Genomic DNA, 24257 nt, shown 5'->3' with positions numbered 1-24257 from the left:
TTCCCCGTCTATTCCTGCTAACCATTCCGTTTCGGTTTGATATGAGTCAATTTGACTCCTGACACGGCTCCATCTGCATTAAAAAGAAGTTCAGCTTTGCAGTAGGAGGCAGTGCGTGTAGTGTCATCAGGACAACTTTGCGAATGGGGTTGGTCAGATGTAGATGAAGTGAAGTCAACTGCTTTACCATCATTCAAGATTGCGAGATAACTGAAAGCGACTTCCTCTGTCACAGGTTGCTGGAACATCATTGTGTATTCTTCTGTCGATTCAGTGTCAATAAATTTCGTCGTCAGGCTGCCGTCTTTGAAAGCATAAACGCGAGTAGAGCAGGGAGCAGCCACCATACTGAGTCCACAATCGCGATTGATTTCTAGCACTTGTTGGAAGAAAGAAGAGCTAAAGTCTTGATAGATAAAGCGATCGTCATGGTTGACCAGACTCTCATCTTGCACAGCGACTTCCGAGACTTGATGGGTCATTTGGCTGAGCGGAAATTCGCAAGCTGTATCCCCACTCACGCAGCGATTCTCACTCTGCCCTTCAGGCGTGAGTGGATAGACCTGATTGACTTCGGGCAGAGGCGCTTTGCGATCGTCAAGAGCAGCTGGACTAGAGAAGTTGCCGTGATATTCGACAGCCGAAGTTTTCGGATCTTGAATTTTCAGAATTGCGGTTCCATCTGCAGCGATCGTCATCGTTCCAACTGTTCTCATTCCATCTGAAACCGTGAAGTTTCGCGTTCTAGTGGCTGAACTGGCTTGCGCCACAGAGACTGGTGCAATCTGTGGCTGTCGAGGTGGAGTCGGTCCAGCTTGTACTTGGGGGACACTGGAGAGCGTCGAATTTTCACATCCAGACGTAACTAGTCCAATCGCTCCTGCTAGTGCAAGGGTCGCAACTCGCAAGGAACCCGTCCCGTAGTTTTTTGAGAACATACGATACAAATCTTGTAGAAGTTTATGACAAAGGCGACCACCCCGATAAAAACACCCTCGATTCTCTACCTTGTAATGTACGCGAGTTTTGTCCTTTTGGCTGCAGTTGATCGAGATAAACCCTATTGGCGCTTAGAAACTTCTTTCAATACGTCAATCCTTTAAGATCTGTTTAAAACAGATCGCTAAGCGTCGATGAATGAAGTCTGACACTTTTGCTCGATCGCGTTCAACACATCTGCTTCTGGCTGAGAAATTCCGCCTGTACTCTCTGCAATCCGACGACATTGAGCTAACAGAGGAGCGGCAAAATCGCAGTTCAGTTGATCCAACAAGCTAGCTAAAGGCTGAGGTGACTTTAAGTGAGCTGCGATCGTCTTCAATGAAGACGGTTCTAACTGCAATTGTTTTAACTCAGGCAAAATATCTTCCCAAGTTTTCTCTGGATAGCTCACTAAAAGCATATGTGCAAGGACTTGATCCACAATTGCTTGCTGAGCGATCGCGACATTGAGATAAGCTTCGCTCTGTTGCTGAATCGTCTTTAAGGTTTCGGTCTTGGGAACTTCAGAAGCCTCTTGGATCTGAGCTTCGTAGAATCGACTTGCGGCATAACCGACGGAATAGAGAATCGTTGCATTTGTACTGGCACCGATCGCGGCTCCAGCAAGGGGAACATTGCGTAAAAACTTCAAGCCTGCCTTCAATGCGTTGCCGCCACCGAGTGCGAGTCCAAAAATCGCTAACACTTCACCTTTTCGGGCTGTATCCCGCAGATTCAATCCGTAGGCAGCAGCAATTTCATAGACTAAAGCAGTTTGTAGTGCTGTTGTTGCCGCGATATCAAGTGCGAGAAATGCCACAGCAAATCCAGGCAAAATGCTGGTCACTAAGCCCGTACCACCTGCTTGAATTGCTTTTTTCACCATCAATCGATGCGAGATTTGGCTCGGTGTTTCGTTCGGAAATTGTTGCTGAAGCTTTTTCACTTCTGCTTCCGCTTTTTCTAGGTTCACTTGACCTGTCAGCCCAAGTAACCACTCCAATCTCAACACTCCTGCAAATCGCCTGACGATCGGATTTCTCAGTAAAGGAATGGTATCGACAAAATCTAAGGCATGTCCTAATCTCGGTAAAAAGCTCCGAATCAAACGCAAAGAGTGCTGCGCGATCGTACTTGGAAGCGCGAGCAAGTTTTTACCAGTTTTTTGAGAAGTGGGTTGTGCCATAAATCTAGATTGCAGAAGTCATTTTTAGTTTCTCCCTCCTGCAAAGCTTTTTCATCCTTCTGCATAGGTAAAATTCATTTCTGATACATCCTTCTGCATAGGTAAAATTCATTTGTGAGATGGCACTAGAGAGCTTTCTGAATCGTGGCTTCTGCAAGCGGAGCCATGATCTGGTATCCAGCGTCATTCGGATGTAACCCATCTTCCGAAAGGTGCGATCGCAAATATCCTCGCTCATCCACCATCGAACTGTAGTAGTCCAGATAAATGAGATGATTTGCCTCACAATATTCAATGATCCACTGATTGAGCATTTGGATCTTGGTAAGAGGTCGAGTGATGGATCGTTCCTCGCTGACCGGAAGAATCGAAGCAAAGATGAGTCGGATCTGATGTGCCTTTGCGAGATCTGCGATCGACATAAAATTATTCTGAATTTGCTCGATCGTCATATGTCCCGTATTGCCTGCAATATCATTAGTTCCAGCAAGAAAAACAACAATCTTGGGATGCAGATTAATCACATCAGGACGAAATCGAACTAGCATTTGAGGAGTCGTTTGCCCGGAAATTCCACGATTGACATAAGACTGATCTGGAAAATACAGCGATAAATCCCACTGATCAGTAATGGAATCGCCAAAGAAAATCACTTCAGCCTGTTTGACATCGCAATTCGCTTGCTCATACCGTTGAAGCTGTGCCCAATCGGTCATGCGCTCTTTGATCAGCGACGTTTCCCAAACACTGAGTTCGATTCCAGATTTGATCTGACGATAGAGTTGTTTAATCTGGTTCATTTCAACCTGCGCGACACATCGATCGATAATGCACCTACAGAAAGGGGATTTTGGCTGCCTTTACTCGAATTAAAAATCACGGAGATGGCATTATCACCTGCATTCAGCCAGACATTCTCAACGGTGACCGTTTGCCATTGATCTAATGCACCTGTTTTTGGGAAAAGTTGTCGATCGACCAAACTTTTTCCATTCACATACAAATATCTCACAGCACTTTCAGGCGAGGCGTACCGAAATTGCAAATCATACCGACCTGAGCAAGCGACTGAAACATTGAACTTTGTTGTATCAGCGCTCAATTTGGGTTGAATGCCTGTCCAAGTTGTTCTCAAGGCAATGGCTGCATTCAAAGCATCGATCGCGCTCGTTTGCCGTTTCGCATCGGCTTGATCAACATTTCCTGCCCAATCGAGTCCAAATTGATCGTTCTGATTGCGATTTGCCCAAATCGACTCTGCATTTCGAGTAATAAATTCTCGATAGCTCAGTTTTGGGCTGACTCGATACAACTCTGCTAGATTCCGCATGAAGATGCCCTTAAATTGCGGTCCATCATTGCCACAATCATTGTTATCTTCGCAGGGTTCGCGTAAAATTCCGTTTCGGGCAAGTTTGACGATCGACGCATCGGCGATCGCTTCTGCCTGTTGCAACAATTCAGGGTCATTTGTCCCCCGATATAAATCGACGAGTCCCCCAATCAAAACTCCCTGATTGTAAGTCCAAGTCGTTTTGCCATTATTTCGACAAGTCTCGTAATCTAAACCATCATTCACCAGATTCTCAGCATTGATCATTCCGCTTTGCTGATACCATTTCCAAATCTTTTGCGACCATTCTAAATATCGTTTGTCTTCCGGTTCACGGAGATTCAATTTTGCTGCAACCGATAGCAATAATCCATTTGTGATTGCATTCTTGTAGTTCAATTCGCGCTTATGCCAGTAAAGCCCGCCCCCACAGACGTTATCCCAACCTTTCGTCATATCCCAAAAGATCAACTTAGCTTGATCTAAATACCGCTTTTCACCTGTGAGATCATAGGCTCTGATCCAAGCAATCGCCCACCAACCATCATCATCTCGAAACCAGGGATTAATAAAATTTGCGTAGCGCGGCTTTTGATAAAACGTATTGAAAATGTTGCCTCGATAGGTGAGTGAATCCGTTAATCTTGAATACTCGATCGTGGCTTCGAGTGCATTCGCCGCATTCCACCAATTTGCCGAGTCCCAAAGCCCCGTCCCGGCGTTGTAAAACATCTGCAATGCAGCCATGCCTGCTGCAATTCCTGGAGAGCATGTCGCTGGTACGATCATATACGGATATCCCTCAAACCCTTACGGTGTCTTATTGTGACGCAAATTTGCATAGTACGATTGAACTTTTGAAAATCTTGCACTACAATGCAGCGAACCAATGTAGGAATCATTGTGAGGACACGTAAATGAACAAAGGTGAATTAGTTGATGCGATCGCTCAAAAGGCGAGTGTCACCAAGAAAGAAGCTGATGCAATTCTCAGCGCAATGGTCGATACCATCCTTGAAACCGTGGCAAGCGGCGACAAAGTAACAATCGTCGGATTTGGCAGTTTTGAAGCGCGGGAACGTCAAGCCCGTGAAGGTCGTAACCCTGCAACAGGTGCTGCGATCCAAATTCCTGCAACTCGCGTTCCTGTGTTTGCCGCAGGTAAAGGCTTCAAAGATAAAGTTGCACCGCAATAATTCAATTCATAAAAATGAGCTGCTAGTTGGCTGTTGCTGCGCTGACTAGCAGCTTTTTTGTGACCAACTCTTGACACATATTATTGATTGGCTTATCTTCTTTATTGAGAAGAGGTTTCAATAAACTGCTCAATTCAGATAAAAAGCCCCTTCTTTTGGGGAAGAGGCTGTGGGGTTCTTGCGTTTATTTTGAGAAAAACTTTTACTCTAAGGAGGCTTAGACCACCCAGAAATCTATCGCTTCAAGCTATCCGGTGCTAGGAAGTGAGCAACATGGAATGCTCGATCTTCTGTTGCCAACAAAATCTTTTCTAGCAAAAAGCGCGTTGCGCGATCGCCGAGGCTTTCTGCTTGAGCAGCCTGACGACGCAGTAGGTCAATAATTGCCTGTTCTGCGACTAGATCGTGCTCCAACATCGATCGACAACTGTAGGCTCCATCCGGTTCTGGTGCAAAACAGCATAACTCAGCCAACTTTGAGAAGCTTGCGACTGGAACGCCGCCCAAGCCTTCGAGGCGCTCCCCAATTTCATGAGCATGGTCTTGCACAGCCTCATAGCTTGTTTCAAAAAACTCATGAAGCGAGTAAAACTCTGCACCTTCGACAACAAAATGATGCTTTTGATACTGCAAATACAGTGCTTGAAAACTTGCGAGCAAAGCATTCAAACCTTCGCAAACTGGCTCGGTTGTTGTGTGATCGAGTAAAACTGGGTTTTCAGCGATTTGACCAAATTGACGTATCAAAACTTGCGTGCTGGACATTTTATTCTCCTAATGATCTAGAGAGCTTAGCTGTAAAAACAAGACAGTTCAGAAACGCTGGAATGATATCTGTACAACCACTTTCTTCTACATAATTGGCGCATTTTCTATGAGAAATCAAGTGAAATTCTGTATGTTTTTATTCATTTCAAATCGCAATTGAGAAAAGATTTTATCTAGAAATTTTTCGTTTCATTCATATCAACTTTCTCCTAGAATGCTGCTGCACAAGTAAGTCATGAAATGCCCTAGCTGTGGCTCAACCCAGATTAATAAAAACGGGCACTGCCGAGGGAAACAGAACTACCGCTGTAAAAGTTGTGGTCGTCAATTTATCGCAGCGCGATCGACCAAAGGATATTCCGACGATGCCAAGCAAATTTGTCTGAAAATGTATCGCGATGGCATCGGATTTAGAGCGATCGAGAGAACAACAGGAGTTAGCCACAACACCATTATTAATTGGGTAAAGCAGATGAATGCTCAAGAGCAATCCGAACCTGATCCCCCGGAGGCTGTATCCTTACAAAACTGTGCAAATTCGGAACTCCAGTCTTCGAGTCTTACTGAGAAAGATTTTTTTACGCAAAATTATGAATTTAAATCCTATTGAGATTAAAGGCGGTCATCGCTGGCAAATTTATCACCGGCTTTGCGAATTGGGGATCGCCTGTACCTGTAATGCTTATGAACCTTTGATTGTCAAAGTCGAGACTCCAATCGCGCTCGTGCAACTATGGAGCGTTGCAAAACACATCACAACGCCCCGTCAGACCCAAATCGCATGGCTCGAAACTTGCTGGAACTGTCGTTAACAATTCCGCAATCGCGTTAAAGCCACTACTAGACTGTCAACCGAAGCGCGAACTGTCGAAGCAGAATAGCCAGAATTCACAATCACACTAAATACAACGGGAGAATAGCCTGGAGGCGTAACGTAACCTGAGAGTGACACCACACCAGAGATTGTTCCAGTTTTGGCAAAAACAATGCCGCGAGCGGGGGTATTTCGGAATCGACTACTTAAGGTTCCGCTCACGCCTGCAACAGCGAGCGATCGCCGAAATACATCTGCATTCGCTCCTTCAGCCATCGCTTGCAACGTTTGCACAAATGCCTCTGCACTGGCGCGATTACGATCGGCAAGTCCTGAACCATCGACCATACTATAGCGATTCGGATTGACTCCCAACTCAGACAGGATCGATCTAACAGCAGTGACTCCACTCGCGGTCGAGTCCGATCCATTGGGGTCTTGCAACCGTCCCAACGTTTTTAAAATCGCTTCTGCATACGCATTATCGCTTTCCTGATTGGTTTCAAAAATCAGGCGTGAGAGCGGGGGGGAAATGACCGATGCGAGTTCTACTTCTCCAGGAGGTGCAGGAGTCCGTTTCACCAGCGTTGAACCTTTGACCTGAATCCCGGCATTGGCTAATCGGTTCCGAAACTCACCGACAAAGTAATTGCCAGGATTGGGGACTGCGCCAGTGTAAATATTATTCTGATTCAACATCAAACTGTTGACAGGCGGTGCATAACCTTGTCCTCGATCTTCTTGATCCCAGTAAGGATTAAAATCAGCCCCTCTAAAAACCGTGTCATCTCCAATCAGTAACCCAACTTGTCGAATCCCTTTTTGGCGAAGTTGCTGCGTCAGCGAGTTTAACTGTGCCGAACTGAAACTTGGATCTCCTTGACCGATGACTCGCAAGGTTGCAAGCTCTGAAGTATTGCTATTGCCGAAAACGGGAGTCCGGAGCTGGTACTGCGCACCCAGCCGAGTCAGAGCAGCAGCGGTTGTGAACAGCTTGTTATTAGAAGCGGGAACAAGCTGAGTGAAAGGATTGCGAGAATAAAGATTTTGCCGTGTGCCTCGTGGAGCTTGAGTTTGAACTAAAACGCTCCAACTGGCTGGAAGCTGATTGACAATACGATCGAGCGTTCCTCCCAATTGCGCTGGACAGATGCCTCCATTGGTGGGAGCGGGTGTTGTGGGTCGAGGCGTGATAGGCAGCGGTGTCGTGCGAGGTGGAATAGGGAGCGGTGTCGCGCGCGGCAGCGGGGTGAGCGGCGGCGGAAATAGCGGTGTTTGGGCGCGGACGGGAGCAAAAAGGCTTTCAGACGCGATCGACAATGCCAGTGTTGCACAAACCAGAGGAGCCAGCTTCATAGGAGCGATTTCCGGGTATGAATATTCATCGGCATTGACTACTGTACCGATGGATTTGTTGCCCAATTTTTGATTGTTTGCAATCCGAAATCGAGCAACAAATCGCTGAATATTATACGCTCATCGCCAGCATTTTCTGAATTGGACGCAATGCTGCAATCCGAGTCGATTCGGGCAGGGTGATCTCTGGCGTTTTATTTTTCATTGCCAAATACAATTTTTCCAAAGTATTCAATCGCATGTGGGGGCATTCATTACACGCGCATTGATTCAAGGGAGGAGCCGGAATAAATTGCTTATCGGGTGCAGCTTTCTGCATTTGGTGGATAATGCCGGGTTCAGTTACCACGATGAAAGATTGTCGATCGCTCTTTTGACAATAGTTCAGCAAGGCTGTGGTCGAGCCGATGTAGTCAGCGTGACGCAGCACCACTTCCTCACATTCTGGATGTGCAATCACTTCTGCATCAGTGTGCTGAATTTTTAACTGCACCATTTTCTTTTCAGAAAACGTTTCATGTACCATACAGCTTCCTTGCCAGAGCACCATGTCCCGCCCCGTTTGCTCGATCACGTATTTTCCAAGATTACGATCGGGTGCGAAAATAATCGGCTGATCAGCGGGAATCTGATTCACAATCTTGACCGCGTTGGCACTGGTGCAGATGATGTCACTCATTGCTTTGATGTCTGCGGTGCAATTTATGTAGGAAATTACCAAATGATCAGGATATTTCGCCTTAAATTTAGCAAACTCATCGGGCGGACAGCTATCTGCTAAGGAACATCCTGCATTCAAATCGGGCAGCAAAACGAGCTTATCTGGATTGAGAATTTTCGCGGTTTCTGCCATGAAGTGAACGCCTGCAAATACGATCACATCCGCATCAGTCTGAGCAGCTTGCTGCGATAAACCTAGCGAATCGCCGAGATAATCAGCGATATCCTGAATATCTGGATCTTGATAGTAATGCGCCAAAATTACCGCATTCAATTCACGTTTGAGATCTGCGATCGCGCTAAATAAGTCGCGGGGCAGAGCAGTTTTAACAGGAGCAGCAGTCGTAAACATGCGCGATCGTCGGTTAGAGAGTTTAGTTAATTATAGTCTAAACTACCAAAAATAAAAGTGTCATTTCGGATTAATTTACCAAGAAGTGGGGAACAAGGAATGAAAACTCCCTACTCCCCACTTCACTAGCCCCTACTTCCCACTCAACCGCCGATAAACCGTCGCCAATGCTGTTTCATCTCCCACATTTCCCGGAAACAGCACGACTGGCAAATTCGGAAACTGAGGATGATCTGAATCAGTTCTGACCATCGAAACGCCTGCTAAAACCTGTCCCAAAAGTCTCGCAGTTCTCAAGGCTAATCCCTTACTCAAGGTGTCATTTGAAGTAATGCCACCTTTACTAATCAAAAATCCAATATCTGCAGGCAAATGCTGCAAAATATCCATCAACAATCCAGAAACCGATTCCCCAAAATTCAACCGAGTTTGGGCATCGTCAAACGTCAACTCTGTCCGACTCGTGTAAACTACAGGCGTGTTTCCAGCATTGTGAATCTCATTAATTTTCTCAACTGCATCATTGAGCAAAGCATCGTGAGCATCATTTGATCCGACTAACTGCTCAACTTGAATCTCAACCCCAACTGTCCCCGGAGCTTCCAACAATTTCTGCAATTGCTCAGTCGTTTTCTTCACATGCGACCCAACAATTACCGCACCTGGCTTTCCTTCCCGCACATACTTCGCCATTTCTGCCTGTGCGATCGGTTGCGCTCCCAAATTCGCGAGCGACGTTAACAAACTCGCTGCACTCCGAAATAAAAATCGTTTCCCTTCAGATGCCACAGCCAATACATCTGACGCAAACTGATCCATATCCCATTGCGTTTCAGAGTCTACAACGCAGCATTGATTATTTTGTAACTTATCTAATCGCGCTTGAATTCCCGATCGAATATCCGCGAGCAAAAATCGCTCAACTTGATCGGCTCGAATTCGCCCGTGGGTCTTCTCTTCAACGTAATCAGGCAAATAGCTATGCTTGTATCCAAAAACGGAATCCTTCGCAAATTCAGTTTCATGAACAGGTGTATCCACTCCATTCACTTTCAAATAATGAATACTATCGCGAGTCGTTCTCCCCCCTTCAAAAAAGGCTGGAACTAAGAAATGAGCATCAAATGGACCAAGTTCCTCTGCGATCGCATCAGTTTCAATCGGATAATGTCCTCGCAACGTCGAATCTGATCGACTCACGACTAGGAAATCCTCAATTCCGGTTTGAGCGATCGCTGTCTTTAAATTGCGACAGACTTCCTGCGTAATCGATTGAGCGGCTTCAGGAGTTAGCGATCGCGTGTTCGTCAAAACAAAAAAAATCGGTGCATCGTCTTGCAAACCGAACCGTAGGGTTTCTACATCCCACTGCATCAGAAGCAAACAACTATGCACCGTCTGAGATCCAGTTGGATCATCATCAAGAACAATAATTTTAGGTTGCATATTCCTGACTCCTGGGCATTTACAACGCTCAATCTATCAGGAAAAGCGCCCTATTCTACTTTTTAATGTCCTTCGCCATCTTGAGGAACATGTCCATGTCTGATCCAGCCGTGCGCCGAGAAGTACTCTCAGCGGTCTTGCTCTCGGCAGGACTGCTTTCAACGATCGGAGCCGCATTCGTTTCAGGCTTGCCATTGACGATGCGATCCATTGCCGAAAGCTCTTGAATAAACTCTTTCTCTTCTGGGCTGTCCACAGTTTTTGGGAAAGTCCGTCTGATTTTCTTCGAGGTCTTCATGTATTCCAAGTTGCCAAACGTTTGCGCTTCATTGGAATCTAAAAAGAAAGCACCGCCTTCTTTCTCAGGACGAACAGCCTTCTCTCGCTTCGGGCGCTCTACAGGTGCGGATGCTTCAGCTTCATTCGATGTTTGTTTTGAAAAGAACCCACGGATAAACCCGGTCATGAGATGTCTTCGCCTCTAACTTTTACATTACTTAAAGTTGATTTTACCAAACTTAATATCTGTTTAGTGTTACAAGCATGGCAATTCTCAATCCATCCACTTGCCTTCGAGAAAAACAAGTGAACTAAATTGTCCGAATGTGAGGATAAGTTGAGAAATTCCCCGAAGGACAGGAAAATTTGGCAGAATTAAGGCAGATAGAGCTTCTTAGGCAGTTCAAGAACTTCAATCCAGCCAGTGCAAATTCGCTGCATTGCACTTTAGGCGAACTTCAATGAGACAAGATTCCTATCGATCGAGGGAGACGTTCTGGAATCCGATTTCATAGTCTTGAAGTTATTGATATAACTCTGCACGAACTCAATTTATAAACCTGCTCTTACGGATTCTGGGAGGATATGGCTATGTTTGCAAAAGTTGGCATCGCTTTAGCTTGTGCGACTGCTCTGTCGATCGCGGCTCCAATCCGAGCAGAAAATCCACAACATGTCCAACGACTGATTCAAACGGGTGCATGTTCCGGGTGTGATCTGACAGGTGCAGATTTAAAAGAACTGCATGCCTTAGGCGCTGATCTCCGAGATGCAGACCTCACAGGCGCAAATCTCACAGGTGCAAATCTCGAAGGCGCAGATCTCACAGGTGCGATTCTCAAAGATACAAATCTGAGCGGGATTAACCTGACGAATGCATCGCTCGATCGTGCAAATTTAACCAATGCCAACTTGTCAAGCGCGCGTCTCTACAATGCAGAAACATTCGGCGCAATCCTGACAGGCATCAACATTCAGAACGCTGAAGTCTACGGCAGTGGCATTGCAGCAGGCGGCGAATACTAATCAGTTCACCAGAGTACCCTAATCAGAACTGAGGATTATTTGAGCCAAATCTTCTCAATTCGCTGCGATTCGGCTCAGTTCAACGCTCCAGATGCTGCTAACCGAGCGAACGTTCTATCCTCCCCAAACGCGATCGAGAACCATCTGTGGGGCAATGTCTGCCATCTTTCCAGTCGGCGACTTGATGCCCAAAACGCGATCGCTCTTTGGCAAAATCTTCGCAGGTTCCGTTTCGCCGAGTAATGCCAAGGTAAACGTCTGAGCCGCGATCGCCGCATACATAGGTGCGCCATCAGTAGTAAGAACTAGACTGGCTCCAGCGGTCATGGCGACCAGTTGCCCCATATTTTCAGGTGCAGAAGTTTTGGTTCCAGGACACAGTTTGATCAATTCAGCGACCAGTGCTGCATTCTCTTCATCTGCGATGAGAACAAGCGGGAGATCCGGCTGCTTTTGCTTGAAATCTGCAATGATTTTTTGCCAATTCTCGATCGGATAAGACTTCAAACGTCCCTTCTTCTGTGTATCCGCACCTGAATACATCAGAACATAACCGCCATCTTGCAGTCCTAGCCGCTTGCGCTCTGCATCTGCCCATTCCAAGTCTTTCGTTGGCACACTGACTGCAAGTTCGCCTAACGGTTTATCAATCTTTAATCCCTTCAAAATGTCGTGATAGACTGCGGCTTCATATTGCTCCGGTCTAAACTCGACTGCCTGAGTCAGAAATCTCTCTGTGGCTGAACTTCTACTAAATCCAATTCGGGTTGGAATGCCGCTGAGCCATAAGAGAAATCCAGTGCCCCAACCTGGGCTAAGAGAAAGCGCGATATCGTATTCGCGATCGCGCAACACCCCGAGCAAATTTCCCCAATCTGCCAAACTATTGCTGCCACTAAAATCGAACAAAATTGTGTCGCTGACTGATTTAGAGACGCGATACGCTGCCTTTGCCCTTGGCTCCACGACCACATCGATTTGGGCATCAGGATAAGTCGCCTTCAAATCATCCAGCGTTGGAAAAAATAGGATTTGATCGCCAATGCCGCCAGGCACTAGGGCAAGAATTCTCATAAGACAGTTATTGTAAGGCTGCATTCCGCCCTTAATTCTACGGGAAGAAATCGTTCAAAGAAAGAACGAAATTCAGCTTAATTGTATTTCTGAGCGAAATCGATTGAATGTGTCTCAGGAAACAGGAACTCAATCATAAAAAAGCCTCTAGAAGAACGAGAGTCTCACTAGAGGCTAAAGGGGATGAGAAGGCTAAATCTTAGCCAACTGCGGTCATCGATAATGCAGCTTCTTTCAAGACAGCCGCTTTATCAGTTTGCTCCCAAGGAAGCTCTAAGTCAGGACGACCAAAGTGACCATAAGCTGCGACATCTTGATAGAAACGACCATCGCGATCGCCCGGTGCAGTCCGTAATCCAAAGGTCTGAATGATTCCGGCAGGACGCAACTCAAAATGAGTCTTCACCAATTCCAGCAAGACTTCTTCGCTGACTTTGCCTGTGCCAAAGGTTTCGATCATGATGCTCACCGGACGAGCAACCCCGATCGCATAACTCAATTGCACTTCACATTTCTCAGCCAAGCCTGCTGCCACAATGTTCTTCGCGGCATAGCGAGCTGCATACGCTGCACTCCGGTCAACCTTTGTGGGGTCTTTTCCAGAGAAAGCACCGCCACCGTGACGAGAATAGCCACCGTAAGTATCGACAATGATTTTCCGTCCGGTTAAACCAGAGTCGCCTTGAGGACCACCAATGACAAATTTCCCAGTCGGGTTGACCAAGAAGCGAGTTTCACTATCAGGTTTGATGTCGATATCTGCAAAACAAGGCTCAACTACCAATGCCCAAAGATCGGTTTTGATGCGCTCTTGGATTGCAGCTTCGTCGGTAACGCCATCGATCTCTGCAGTGTGCTGTGTCGAAACGAGGATCGTGTCAATTCCAACCGGGCGATCGTCTTCGTAAGCGATCGTCACTTGCGTCTTACCATCTGGACGCAGATAAGGGAGTTGACCTGTCTTGCGAACCGCTGCGAGCTTCCGGGAAATCCGGTGCGCTAAGCTAATCGGCAATGGCATCAGTTCGGGAGTTTCGTTGCAGGCAAACCCGAACATAATCCCTTGATCACCAGCCCCGATCGCATCGAGTGCTTCTTGGCTGAGTTCTTCACGGCTTTCTTGAGCGGTATCAACGCCTTGAGCAATGTCAGGAGACTGCTCGTCGAGGGCAATCATCACCGCACAGCTATTTGCACTAAAACCGTTTTCTGCGCCAGTGTAACCAATCTCAGCGATTTTCTTGCGGGCAAGGTCAATGTAGTTGACGTTCGCTTTGGTGGTAATTTCACCAGTGATCAATACAAGTCCAGTATTTACAACTACTTCAGCGGCAACTCGGCTACTTGGATCTTGGCTGAGAATTGCATCTAAAATCGTGTCAGAAATCTGGTCACAAATCTTGTCGGGATGTCCTTCAGTTACGGACTCGGAAGTGAAAAAATAACGACGGGTCAAGGGTGGTTTCCTCTCTCGCTTAAGGGTCTAGTACTTTAGAAGTCAGTACAGTTGCGGAAATTACACCACTTAGTTCTCAAACAACAGCCGAAGCAATTGCTTGGAAGAGCCAAGTGGATCGGAACCGTTCTAATCTACGTGCAAGCATCCTAGCAATATCACGTAAAAAGGTCTATCTTCAAACTACATCTTCATGTAGTCTTTGAAATCCTGCACGATTGTTACTCATATTATGGTCTATTTCTGTTTTTCCGGATCCGTAGAGCGATCCCCAGGAAAATGTTGAATTTTGTCCTGACTACGGAACAGCAACAATTACAACTGTGATATTGTCTCGCCCACCGCGATCTTTTGCTGCATTGATTAAAGCGGTTGCTGCTTTTTCACAAGCTCGAATCGTTTTTAAATGGGTTGCGATGAGCTGGTCTGATAATTCTTCCGTCAGTCCATCACTACAAAGCAGTAAGCGATCGCCGGATTGCACCGAAAGCGATTGAATTTCTACAAATTCCAAGTCTGGGCGACCTAAGCATTGCGCTAAAACATGTCGCATCGGATGAACCCTCGCTTGATCAGGCGTGAGTTCGCCGAGCCGCATCGCTCGTGCAACCCAGGTGTGATCTTCAGTAATTTGATCGAGCTTGGCTCCGCGCAGCCTATAAAGGCGCGAATCTCCAATGTGAGTACAGAGCGGTTCTTCATCTCGGAAAATGACAACAACAGCGGTCGTGCCCATATCCGATCGCTCTGGATGCAACCGCTGATCTTTGAGGATGGCTTGATTCGCTTCTAAAACGGCTTGACGGAGAAGAGTTGCAGAATCGAGGTCAGTCTCCCACTGCTGAGCAAGAAATGCTTGCATCGTCTCGATCGCGATTCGACTGGCTTCTTGCCCACCTGCATGTCCACCCATGCCATCCGCCACGATGAAGAATCGCTCTTCTGGATCGACATAGTAAGCATCTTGGTTAACTGATCGGATTAATCCCGTATCAGTCATCCCGGCAGTGAAAAAGCGTTTCATGAGTTCTCAAGCGCGAGGGTAGAAGACAGTTAAAGCGGCAGTCAATCTGCTGCTCTCATTCAATTATTCACATCTCGCCCTAAATCACACCAAAATTTAAGGCATTCGATCAAATCGATCGAGTTTCATCATTAATCGAATCAGGGCAATGCCGCTAACTACAGCTGCAACCGCAACAATTCCGGCAATCCAATAGAGATGATTGACCAATAAAATTGTGGCAGATACGGTGAAAGCGCTAGCGAGCAAGGTATAGTTTGTGCCCATATTCACACCGCTGATCCGCCGTAAGATGCGATCAGTTTCGGTCGATCGCACCCGGACTCGGATATCACCGCGCTCTAATTTATCGAGAGTATCTTCGATGCGACGAGGTAGCCCAAAAGCAGTCGTGCCAACTTGTGCGGCTTGACGGCTCAACTCGTTTAAGAGTCCACCATCGGGAGAATTTCCATTGGTCATAAGCTGCATTGCAAACGGTTTTGCAACCTCCATAAAGTTAAAGTCTGGATCTAAACCTTTTCCGACCCCTTCTAAGGTTGAGAACGCTCGCATGACAAAGGTAAACGTTGCGGGGAATCGGAAGGGTTGATCGTAAGCGATCTCATACAAGTCGTCGCTAATGGCTCCCACGGATTGTTCTTCAAACGGTTTGTCCATGAAATGATCGAGCATGAACTGCACCGATCTCCGAATGGGTCCCATATCGTCTGCTGGAGAAAGCGCGCCCAGTTCGATGAGAGATTTGACCACGCGATCGCCATCTTTTTGAGCGATTCCAAAGAATGTATCGAGCAATTTCTCGCGCGTGACAGGCTTAATTTGCCCCATCATGCCAAAATCATAGAAAATCAGCCCCCCGTCTGGATTGACTGCAATATTTCCAGGATGAGGATCCGCGTGAAAAAAGCCGTCATTCAGCAATTGGTGGAGATACGCTTTAGCTCCTAATTGCGCCAGTTCTTTGCGATCGAGTCCCGCAGCTTCAAGCGCGTCATAATGGCTGATCTTAATGCCTGGCATATATTCCAGGGTTAGAACTCGCGGAGAGGCATATCGCCAGTAGACTCTAGGGACATGCACCCAATCCTCTCCTCGAAAATTCCGACGAAATGAGTCTGCGTTGCGTCCTTCGTTGAGATAATCGACTTCTTCCCACAGGATCTTGCAGCACTCTTCGTAAATTCCTAACCAATCGCGCCCTTTTCCCCATTCTGGATGGTTTTGAAAATAACGTGTAATTCCTTTGAGAATTTGCAAATCAATTTCAAACAGCTTCCGCAAGCCTGGACGCTGCACTTTGACGACCACTTCTTCACCTGAATGAAGCTGCGCGCGGTGAACTTGTCCCAGACTTGCAGCAGCGAGGGGAATGGGGTCAAAACTCCGATACAGTTCTTCGATCGATTTGCCCAAATCCTGCTGAATAATCGTGGCAACCTGCTCGTAACTAAAAGCAGGCACACGATCCTGAAGTTTAGAAAGCTCCTCGACAAATTCGGCGGCAAACAAGTCTGCACGCGTTGAGAATAACTGCCCAATTTTGATAAACGTTGGACCTAAATCGAGCAGCGTTTCTCGAATCCAGATCGCCAAAGCTTGCCGCCGCGCCGCTTTCTTGGCATCACTAACCCCGCCTCGGTAGCTCCAAGACTTGGTGTAGAGCCATCTTGCTCCCATCAGTTTCAGCACAAATGCCCAGATGTCGATAAAGCGCCGTTGTCGCGAATATTTTTCGCGATTCCAACGGTAGGCTTTGCCGGAATACGAGACTTCTGGGGGTTTGCGACGACGGGGAAGCGACTCAGGAATGCGGTGATCGGCAGAAGACAAGGCTTTTAGCTCAGTAACGTCAGACAGATTAGGGCGATCGCGCTGCTCGGATTGCTCAGGCGTGACTGGCTCTACCGAAGGCGAACTGGAGTCATTTGAAGAAACAGACACGCAATTTCTCAACTAAAACGAAATCTTTAAAGAATTATTGACTAGAACGAGTCCGATACCGCTGAAGTTCAGACCGCAATTCGGCGATTTCTGCTCGCAGATCATCGATCGTTGCTTGCAGATCTCCACCCGTTTGTAAATCCGTGGGAACGATGGTGGTGGTTGTGCTGGCTTGAGTCGCGATCGCTTCTTCGCGCTGTGCCCGTTCCACTACTTCATCGACAAATTGCCGCAGGTTTTCCCGCTGCTCGGCATCAAATTTACCGAGTTCGCTCAAGGCTTCGGTCACGCCTGTTTCGAGACGTTCGTAGACAACTTCCGCGATCGCTCGACCGACAAAGAAAGCATGAACTAATGGAGTACTCATAAACCCTTTACTTTACTAGCGCGCTGCCTGAATTATAGCGTGCGACGTTGAGAGAGCAAGGCGCAACCGATTATTCTCCACGATCAGATCGTGGAAGTGGGGGAGCCGGTTCGATATCACGAGTGCTAGGTTTGACCGGGACAGGTTCGATAGGTGCAGGAGGTGTAACTGGCGGGGTGACAGGTTCGACAGGCAGGGAATCGCTCGGTTCTGGAGCGGTTTCTACGGGTTCTGGAGCAGGTTTGACAGGCGCAGGTTGAATCGGCGCTGGGGAGATCGGGTTGCTCTGCGATCGCGGATAGCGAGGCTGGATGGGTGAAGGATATTCTGGTTCTTTTCGCAGGTTGGGGGATGGGCTAGCGGAACGTTGATCAACTTCAGGATCGATATAGTTTTGAGAAGGGCTAGAAGATTTGGCGCTTCCTGCTGTCTCGGTGAAGATATCAGCGCGGTCGTTGGGGGTTAATGTGCCTTTCCAGTCTTTTTCTGCAAAGGGTTGAACTGGATTCAGAATGCTGCTTCCCGGAGCTTTAGCGGCACTGAGCCGGAGGGTGACTCCAAACCCTAAGCCGATTGCGCCTGCCGTGACGATCGCGAACATTAAGAATTTTGGCAAGCGATTTGGAGCCACAATTGCTGCCTTTACCGGAACGGCAAGCTTTGCTGCACCTGCTCTAGAATTCGCCGCTGAAGAATTCACGGTTGGAGAGTTCACGGTTGAAGAGTTCACTATTGCAGGATGAGTGGGAGGTTCAGGGAGTGAAACTTTGACCGGAGCAGGAGGAACGGTTACATTTGCGGCAGGAATGGGTGGGAGAGCATGACCGCTGGACAGGCTGCCATTTTTGCCATTGGATGATTTGGAGGGGACGGATAGAGGTTGTGCTTGCAACGTGTTTACTGACATTAAAGGCAGCGTTGTATTGGGGAGGAGCCGCAGCCATTCGTCAACGGTCTGGACTTGCCATTGGGGATCATGCGTTAGTCCCCGGAAGATGGCTTGTTTAGTCGCAGGACTCCACGAGTGTTGTTCGAGGGAAAGCGTACCGTTTGTAAACTGTCCTGAGAGGAGATAGTAGAGGGTTGACGCGAGTGAGTACAGATCGATCGCGAATGGATTGTCTCGGCTCCAGTTGCGTTCAGGTGGGGCGAATGGATTGTCTGGCAGTAGGTCTGGAATGGCAACATCGTGAGCCAGTCCGAATCCGACTAAAATACCGAGATTTGTGCCTTGCCGACGCACGATCGCTTCGGGGCGAATATTGCGGTGAACTAATCCGACATGATGCGCAACGCTCAACGCTGAAGCGATTTGCCGCATGTAATGAATGGCTTCAGCTTCCGTTAGGGGTGGCGCGCTGGTCGTGGAAACGCGATCGTGTAAGGTCTGACCCGGAATATAATCCATGACCAGAAACGGCAGGTGATCTTCTTCGAAGAAGTCAAGAATGCGGACTAAGCTCGGATGCTGACAGCGAGCGAGAAGACGAGTTTCTTCGATGAAGCGTGCTTTGAGGTGCGGGAAGCTTTGAGTGACTTGCAGGCTGGGATCGAGGGTTTTGATAACAACGGGTTGTTGCAGCAGAGTTTGAGTCGCGATATAGGTTGCGCCTAAACTTTCACGCCCTAAAAATTGATTTAGCTGATATTTCCCATTCTGAAGGGTTGCACCCATCTGCAATTTCATCCTGACGGCTCCTGCACGCAATCCAAATCATGCTAACCCCTTCGAGTACAATTCCCAACATTCCGGACAGGTCTTTGCGATAGAAAAAATTAAGGCAGCTTTTTTTGTCGTCAGATGGATTCCAATAGAAAGAGAAATCACAATCTGCGATTTCTTCTTCACAAGCGATGATTCAATAACCGCCACTCCCTCCAAAAAATTCATCGCTCTGTTCCAAAGTCAAAGTGAGCACGATCGCTGATCCGAATCGAAAATTCGTGAATGGAATGATTTATCCCGAAGGGCAAAGCGACATCAAAAAATCCCGAACGATCGCACTTAACGATGCATCCGGGATTTTCTAATCAATATCGAGTGAGTTTGCACTCCTCGCCAGCGATTGATGGAGTTCCCTTGAGCCAGGAACGGCAGCTAGAAGACTTTTCTAAGCCTTGTCTTCTGCTAACTTCACCTTAGTTGCAAGACCGAGCACTTCCAGCAAGCGAATTGTCATCCAGGTGATATCAATCTCCCACCATTTCAGACCATGCCGTGCCGAATACTGAAACGCATGATGATTGTTGTGCCAGCCTTCGCCGTACACCAAAAGTGCAACCCACCAGCAATTGGTTGACTGATCGCCCGAATCATACGTCCGATAACCAAACTTGTGCGTTGCGCTATTTACGAGCCAAGTGCAGTGATAAACCAGCACCAAGCGCACAAAAATGCCCCAAGTTACAAAAGACCAACCTCCGATCGCGTAAAGCAACACGCCCAACGCAACCTGCAACAGCGCAAAATAATTCTCTAAAAACTGATAGAACTTATCATCTGCAATGTCTTTCGTGAATTTAGGAATTTCGTTTTCGGCTGGAACGTCGCGCAGCATCCATTCCATGTGACTCCACCAGAAGCCTTTGGTCGAATCGTGGTGATCGTTGGGTTGATCAGAATAAAGATGATGATGACGGTGTAACCCAATCCACCAGATCGGTCCCCCTTGCATTGCGAGGGAGCCAAAGAATACCAGCGTATACTCCAACCATTTAGGAACCTGGAAACTGCGGTGGCTCATCAAGCGATGCCATCCCAGCGTAATTCCGAGTCCTCCGGTCAGCCAATGCAAGAAAATGGCTAATCCAACTGCACTCCAGCTAAAGTTTCCTGGCAAAAAGGCAAACAAAGCGCCGATGTGAATCGCCACCATGAAACCTGTGGTGAGATAGTCTATTTTCAGTTTTTCGGAAGTTGCAATAGTCATGAAAGAGTCTCTAAACGGAACTATGATGCTCAATTTGCGCGACAATGTAAGACCCGGTTTGCCAAAACCCGGATCAGTTCGGGAAAGCGCAATCTCTAACTGTAACTTTTAATCAATTGTAACTTTTAATCAATGAGGCGGACATGAACGGCTCGATCCTGCTAAAAGAAGCGGAACAAGCACTAACTAGAATTTTTTCTGGTATTGACTCTCAGGTCAAGAAAAATTTACAAAGAGTGCTGACCGCCTATCGTGATCATCGGGTGGGCGTTCACCATTTTGCAAGTGTTTCAGGATACGGTCATGATGATTTGGGTCGAGAAGTCCTCGATCGCGTTTTTGCCCAAATCGTCCAAGCCGAAGCGGCGATCGTTCGAGTCCAATTTGTTTCAGGCACACACGCGATCGCGGCGGCACTCTATGGAGTGCTTCGCCCCGGTGATGAAATGCTCTGTGTCGCAGGCGCGCCCTACGACACCTTAGAGGAAGTCATCGGTTTAAGAGGCGAAAATCAAGGCTCACTCAAAGATTTAGGCGTTTCCTATCGACAGTTGGAACTGACTCCGGATGGGTTAATCGATTGGCACGCGCTGCAACAGGCAATTCGACCCGAGACGAAATTAGTGTCGATTCAGCGATCGTGTGGGTATTCCTGGCGGCCCAGTTTGTCGATCGTCGAAATTGAGAAAATTATTGCGATCGTCAAAGAACAAAATCCCAATACGGTCTGCTTCGTCGATAACTGTTATGGCGAATTTGTCGCTGATCAAGAGCCGACCGCTGTTGGAGCCGACTTGATGGCAGGATCGTTGATCAAAAATATGGGCGGCACGATCGTCACAACGGGTGGGTATGTGGCAGGACGAGCCGATTTAGTCGAGATGGCAGCCTGTCGGTTAACGGCTCCAGGAATTGGTAGCTCAGGCGGAGCAACTTTAGAGCAAAATCGCCTGCTCTTCCAGGGATTATTTCTCGCGCCTCAGATGGTTGGGGAAGCGATGAAGGGAAATCACCTCACAGCCTATGTGTTTGACAAATTAGGGTATCCCGTCAATCCGGCTCCTATGGCTCCTCGACGCGATGTGATTCAAGCGATCAAATTAGGTTCACCTGAAAAGATCATTGCCTTTTGTCGTGCGATTCAAAAAAACTCTCCGATCGGGTCTTATCTCGATCCGGTTCCCTCTGGAATGCCGGGATATGAGAGCGAACTCGTCATGGCTGGCGGAACGTTTATCGATGGCAGCACTTCGGAATTTTCTGCCGATGGCCCATTACGCGAACCGTATGTCGTGTTCTGCCAGGGTGGGACGCATTGGACGCATGTGGCGATCGCGCTAGAAGATGCGATCGCTGCCATACAAAAAACCCCCGACCGAAGTCAGGGGTAATTAATCAGGGTGCATCTACCAATTCCCTATACCGAAGGTTCCATGTAAATCAGGACACTTTTTCAGAATTCCCTAAAATTGCCACAGCTACACCGACTAATAAGACGATCGCGCCAAAAATCACCTGTATTCCAGGAAGTTCTCGGAAAAATGCGATCGCCAAAATCGTCGATCCCACTGGCTCTAGCAAAATTATCAACGTGACGATCGTGGGTGGCAGATGCCGCATTGCCCAGTTAAAGCTGGTATGTCCAATCAGTTGCGGAAAGATCGCCAGAAGGAGAATGCAGAGATAGGTGGCACTGGGATAGCCGAGATAAGATGCCCCAAATAAAAAGGGCAAAGGAAACAGCGCGATCGCAGCGACGCTGTAAGCGATCGCAATATAGCTTTTCACGCTCAATCCTTGTCGTTGCGCTTCTGTTCCTAGCAATAAATAGAAACTTGCTGCCCAAGCTCCAACGATCGCCAGTCCATTTCCTAACAGGGGATTGGTTCCTCCTTGGCTTGTACTGTTGAACCCGATTAGCATTCCGCCGATCATGGCGATTGCAATGCCCCAGAATGTCGCTCGACTCGGCTTCTCTTTGAACCAAATCCAACTGGCGATCGCGACCCAAATGGGATTGGTCGTGACTAATGTCGTTGAAGCGGTGATCGACGTAAACGACAAAGACGAAATCCAAGCTGCAAAATGCACCGCTAAGGCAATCCCTGCTCCAATTGCGAATTTCACAGCAGTTGGTGAACTCGGTTGAAACGATCGCCAGGTGGGAATTAGGGTGAAAGCCGCGATCGATAATCGAGATGCTGCTAAAACCAGGCTAAATCCAACTGTGGAAGTTCCAGCAGTGTTTGTTGCCAGTCGAATCAGAATTGCAGCGGTTGAGACGGAGAGAATCCCGATCGCTAAAACAATCGTCAGTTGAGTGTGCAGTCGTTTCGCTTCCTGACGGGTTCGCATTCTAAATCAGTTCCATGCCGGGCAGCCAACAGATTAAAAGGCAGCGTTGCTCAAGCCACGAAAAGGCTAGATTTTAATGAAAGACCTTTCCGAAATCTTTCCAAGCCGAATCGATCGCACGAGACTCGCTGCTTCCAAAATTATGAGGATTGGCGATCGCTGACGTGATCATATTTTAGGCACACTGGGCTTTCGTTAAATTAGCAGCTATGCCAAAGCGGGACTGCGCAGAAATTGCAGCAATTCTCGATTCACAGTCTGAGGAGCTTCCTGTTGAATCCAGTGCCCACAGTGTGGAATCAGCTTGAACTGAAATGGAGCCGAAATCCACTGCTCAATTCCATCCATCAATTTTGGACTGAGAATTGAATCCTCGTCGCCCCACAGTACAAGAGTCGGTACAGAAATCGGATCCGGCGATCGCATCCAATCGATCCAATTCCCCGACAAAAATAATTGCCGATAAGAATTCACAGCCGCCGCCAGTGCTCCTGGTTTTTGCAACGCCGCTTGATATTGCTGAATCTGCTCCTGAGTAAACGCGCCTTTCCGCACCGCTTGCTCCTGGAACATATTGCGCACAAATTCTCTCAGATTTAACTGAATGAGCCATTCCGGCAGATTGGGAACCTGAAACGCCAACACATACCAACTCCGCCGCAACTGATCCAAATTGCTGAGCAAATCTTTGGCAAATCGCTGCGGATGGGGAGCGCTTAATAATGCCAATCGATCGATAAAATTCGGGAACTGCTGAGCCAATCGCCACGCGATCGCGCCACCCCAATCATGCCCAACAATGTGAGCACGCGAGTAGCCCAATCGCTCAATTAAACTCCGAACATCGGTACTCAATGTATCAAGATCGTATCCACTCTTTGGCTTTTCTGAATCGTTGTAGCCTCTAAGATCTGGAACAACCACCTTGAAATGCTTTGCTAAAGCTGGAATTTGGTAGCGCCACGAATACCAAAACTCAGGAAATCCATGCAGCAGAAGGACTAACTCTCCTTCTCCCTGCGTCACGTAGTGCAAGCGAATCGCATTCGCTTCAATGAATTGATGCTGCCAAGCTGAATCAGAAACCATAGTACCCTTACACAACAGCCACAAAGCGCTGTAAAACGATGCACGATGAGGAGCACCAGGTTTTGTGCAAGGATGCGCCTCACTTTCTGTTGAATTATCTCACTGAAAGCGCACCAACAGAAATGAGGGGATCACGACTAGGCAACCGATCCCAGTCTAAATTACGCTTTCTACCGCTGCGGTAGGACGATACTCAGAGGGCTTGATCTGATATTTCACCAGATTCGCTAATTCTTGAAGCTGGCTGATTGCCTCGGCTCCTTCAAGTTTCATCAATTCGCGATCGTCTCTCATTTCCGTCCAGGTAATGCCGTAATCGGACACCAAAAATCGAATCAGATGGTTGTTGCCGAGGCTCACCATAAACGATGCGCTATTCATTTGACCGCCACAGGTATAACAGGAGGCCAGATATCCCCGGTTCTCCAATACGGTTGCCAAAGCCTGGAGATTCATAACCAAGTCTTTGACGAATTGACGGTGCTGTTCTGCAAGTCTTAAGAACACAATTGTCCTCCAATCACCACATATGATTCTAAACCTTTTCTTAATCTTTCACCG

At 47.6% G+C, this 24257-nt stretch carries 24 protein-coding genes; 5 read left to right on the top strand and 19 right to left on the bottom strand.

All coding sequences use genetic code 11. The features are described from left to right. Window positions 1–17 precede the first annotated feature (17 nt). The 4 genes from OU814_RS20430 to OU814_RS20415 form a co-directional block, all read right to left on the bottom strand. Complete coding sequence (locus tag OU814_RS20430) at window positions 18–938, bottom strand: hypothetical protein (RefSeq protein ID WP_268241938.1); 921 nt, start codon at window positions 936–938, stop codon at window positions 18–20. Window positions 939–1123: 185 nt separating this feature from the next. Next, window positions 1124–2167 carry a hypothetical protein gene (locus OU814_RS20425; RefSeq protein WP_017287082.1) on the bottom strand — a complete coding sequence of 348 codons (1044 nt, stop codon included), beginning with the start codon at window positions 2165–2167 and terminating at the stop codon, window positions 1124–1126. A 125-nt stretch (window positions 2168–2292) separates the two neighbouring features. Beyond that, window positions 2293–2967 carry an SGNH/GDSL hydrolase family protein gene (locus tag OU814_RS20420; protein WP_268241937.1) on the bottom strand — a complete coding sequence of 225 codons (675 nt, stop codon included), beginning with the start codon at window positions 2965–2967 and terminating at the stop codon, window positions 2293–2295. Continuing rightward, a complete protein-coding gene (locus OU814_RS20415) occupies window positions 2964–4289 on the bottom strand; it encodes a glycoside hydrolase family 76 protein (protein ID WP_268241936.1) in 1326 nt (441 codons plus the stop codon). Before OU814_RS20415 ends, OU814_RS20420 begins: the two co-directional genes overlap by 4 nt. 128 nt (window positions 4290–4417) lie before the next feature. Between OU814_RS20415 and OU814_RS20410 the strand changes: the two genes are divergently transcribed. Beyond that, the gene (locus OU814_RS20410; RefSeq protein WP_017287079.1) at window positions 4418–4696 is read left to right on the top strand and encodes an HU family DNA-binding protein; all 279 of its coding nucleotides are present in this window, start codon (window positions 4418–4420) and stop codon (window positions 4694–4696) included. A gap of 234 nt (window positions 4697–4930) precedes the next feature. Here the strand turns inward: OU814_RS20410 and OU814_RS20405 are convergent, their stop codons facing one another. Next, entirely contained in the window at window positions 4931–5461 is a 531-nt protein-coding gene (locus OU814_RS20405) for a Dps family protein (protein WP_190647336.1), read from the bottom strand. Window positions 5462–5699: 238 nt separating this feature from the next. Here OU814_RS20405 and OU814_RS20400 point away from each other — a divergent pair, with 238 nt between their 5' ends. Further along, window positions 5700–6074, top strand: coding sequence for an IS1 family transposase (locus OU814_RS20400; RefSeq protein ID WP_268241935.1), 375 nt, complete (start codon window positions 5700–5702; stop codon window positions 6072–6074). Next, window positions 6055–6276 (top strand): Asr1405/Asl0597 family protein, encoded by a 222-nt coding sequence (locus tag OU814_RS20395; RefSeq protein ID WP_017287076.1) that lies wholly within the window; start codon window positions 6055–6057, stop codon window positions 6274–6276. Before OU814_RS20400 ends, OU814_RS20395 begins: the two co-directional genes overlap by 20 nt. On the opposite strand, the gene dacB is transcribed toward OU814_RS20395, so the two are convergent. The 4 genes from dacB to OU814_RS20375 all read right to left on the bottom strand — a co-directional run bounded on the left by dacB (window position 6273) and on the right by OU814_RS20375 (window position 10618). Next, complete coding sequence (dacB, locus tag OU814_RS20390; protein ID WP_268241934.1) at window positions 6273–7634, bottom strand: D-alanyl-D-alanine carboxypeptidase/D-alanyl-D-alanine endopeptidase; 1362 nt, start codon at window positions 7632–7634, stop codon at window positions 6273–6275. The genes OU814_RS20395 and dacB overlap by 4 nt on opposite strands. Before the next feature lie 112 nt (window positions 7635–7746). Beyond that, window positions 7747–8706, bottom strand: a complete 960-nt coding sequence (nadA, locus tag OU814_RS20385) for a quinolinate synthase NadA (RefSeq protein WP_268241933.1) — start codon at window positions 8704–8706, stop codon at window positions 7747–7749. Between the two features lie 132 nt (window positions 8707–8838). After that, window positions 8839–10152 (bottom strand): four-carbon acid sugar kinase family protein, encoded by a 1314-nt coding sequence (locus OU814_RS20380; RefSeq protein ID WP_268241932.1) that lies wholly within the window; start codon window positions 10150–10152, stop codon window positions 8839–8841. A 55-nt stretch (window positions 10153–10207) separates the two neighbouring features. Next, window positions 10208–10618, bottom strand: coding sequence for a hypothetical protein (locus tag OU814_RS20375; protein WP_268241931.1), 411 nt, complete (start codon window positions 10616–10618; stop codon window positions 10208–10210). 404 nt (window positions 10619–11022) lie between these two features. Between OU814_RS20375 and OU814_RS20370 the strand changes: the two genes are divergently transcribed. Beyond that, window positions 11023–11457 (top strand): pentapeptide repeat-containing protein, encoded by a 435-nt coding sequence (locus OU814_RS20370; RefSeq protein WP_017287071.1) that lies wholly within the window; start codon window positions 11023–11025, stop codon window positions 11455–11457. Between the two features lie 114 nt (window positions 11458–11571). Here the strand turns inward: OU814_RS20370 and OU814_RS20365 are convergent, their stop codons facing one another. From OU814_RS20365 to OU814_RS20335, 7 genes are all read right to left on the bottom strand, one after another. Then, window positions 11572–12531 (bottom strand): glycosyltransferase family 9 protein, encoded by a 960-nt coding sequence (locus tag OU814_RS20365; RefSeq protein WP_268241930.1) that lies wholly within the window; start codon window positions 12529–12531, stop codon window positions 11572–11574. Between the two features lie 199 nt (window positions 12532–12730). Next, window positions 12731–13987 (bottom strand): methionine adenosyltransferase, encoded by a 1257-nt coding sequence (gene metK, locus OU814_RS20360; RefSeq protein ID WP_017287069.1) that lies wholly within the window; start codon window positions 13985–13987, stop codon window positions 12731–12733. 298 nt (window positions 13988–14285) lie between these two features. Then, the gene (locus OU814_RS20355; RefSeq protein WP_017287068.1) at window positions 14286–15011 is read right to left on the bottom strand and encodes a PP2C family protein-serine/threonine phosphatase; all 726 of its coding nucleotides are present in this window, start codon (window positions 15009–15011) and stop codon (window positions 14286–14288) included. Between the two features lie 96 nt (window positions 15012–15107). Continuing rightward, entirely contained in the window at window positions 15108–16955 is a 1848-nt protein-coding gene (locus OU814_RS20350) for an ABC1 kinase family protein (protein WP_017287067.1), read from the bottom strand. Window positions 16956–16989: 34 nt separating this feature from the next. Then, window positions 16990–17322, bottom strand: a complete 333-nt coding sequence (locus OU814_RS20345) for a DUF6825 family protein (protein ID WP_017287066.1) — start codon at window positions 17320–17322, stop codon at window positions 16990–16992. Between the two features lie 70 nt (window positions 17323–17392). Then, entirely contained in the window at window positions 17393–19009 is a 1617-nt protein-coding gene (locus OU814_RS20340) for a serine/threonine protein kinase (RefSeq protein WP_268241929.1), read from the bottom strand. Between the two features lie 424 nt (window positions 19010–19433). Beyond that, window positions 19434–20252 carry an acyl-CoA desaturase gene (locus tag OU814_RS20335; RefSeq protein ID WP_268241928.1) on the bottom strand — a complete coding sequence of 273 codons (819 nt, stop codon included), beginning with the start codon at window positions 20250–20252 and terminating at the stop codon, window positions 19434–19436. Window positions 20253–20395: 143 nt separating this feature from the next. Between OU814_RS20335 and OU814_RS20330 the strand changes: the two genes are divergently transcribed. Next, complete coding sequence (locus OU814_RS20330) at window positions 20396–21643, top strand: methionine gamma-lyase family protein (protein ID WP_268241927.1); 1248 nt, start codon at window positions 20396–20398, stop codon at window positions 21641–21643. A 49-nt stretch (window positions 21644–21692) separates the two neighbouring features. On the opposite strand, the gene OU814_RS20325 is transcribed toward OU814_RS20330, so the two are convergent. The 3 genes from OU814_RS20325 to OU814_RS20315 form a co-directional block, all read right to left on the bottom strand. Next, a complete protein-coding gene (locus OU814_RS20325; RefSeq protein WP_268241926.1) occupies window positions 21693–22607 on the bottom strand; it encodes a DMT family transporter in 915 nt (304 codons plus the stop codon). Between the two features lie 207 nt (window positions 22608–22814). After that, window positions 22815–23696 carry an alpha/beta fold hydrolase gene (locus OU814_RS20320; protein WP_017287058.1) on the bottom strand — a complete coding sequence of 294 codons (882 nt, stop codon included), beginning with the start codon at window positions 23694–23696 and terminating at the stop codon, window positions 22815–22817. Between the two features lie 156 nt (window positions 23697–23852). Beyond that, complete coding sequence (locus OU814_RS20315) at window positions 23853–24203, bottom strand: DUF1815 family protein (RefSeq protein ID WP_026148496.1); 351 nt, start codon at window positions 24201–24203, stop codon at window positions 23853–23855. Between the last annotated feature and the right edge of the window lie 54 nt (window positions 24204–24257).

Source organism: Leptolyngbya sp. GGD (assembly GCF_026735145.1).
Lineage (GTDB): Bacteria > Cyanobacteriota > Cyanobacteriia > Leptolyngbyales > Leptolyngbyaceae > Leptolyngbya > Leptolyngbya boryana.
This window is presented reverse-complemented; position numbering and strand designations above follow the sequence as displayed.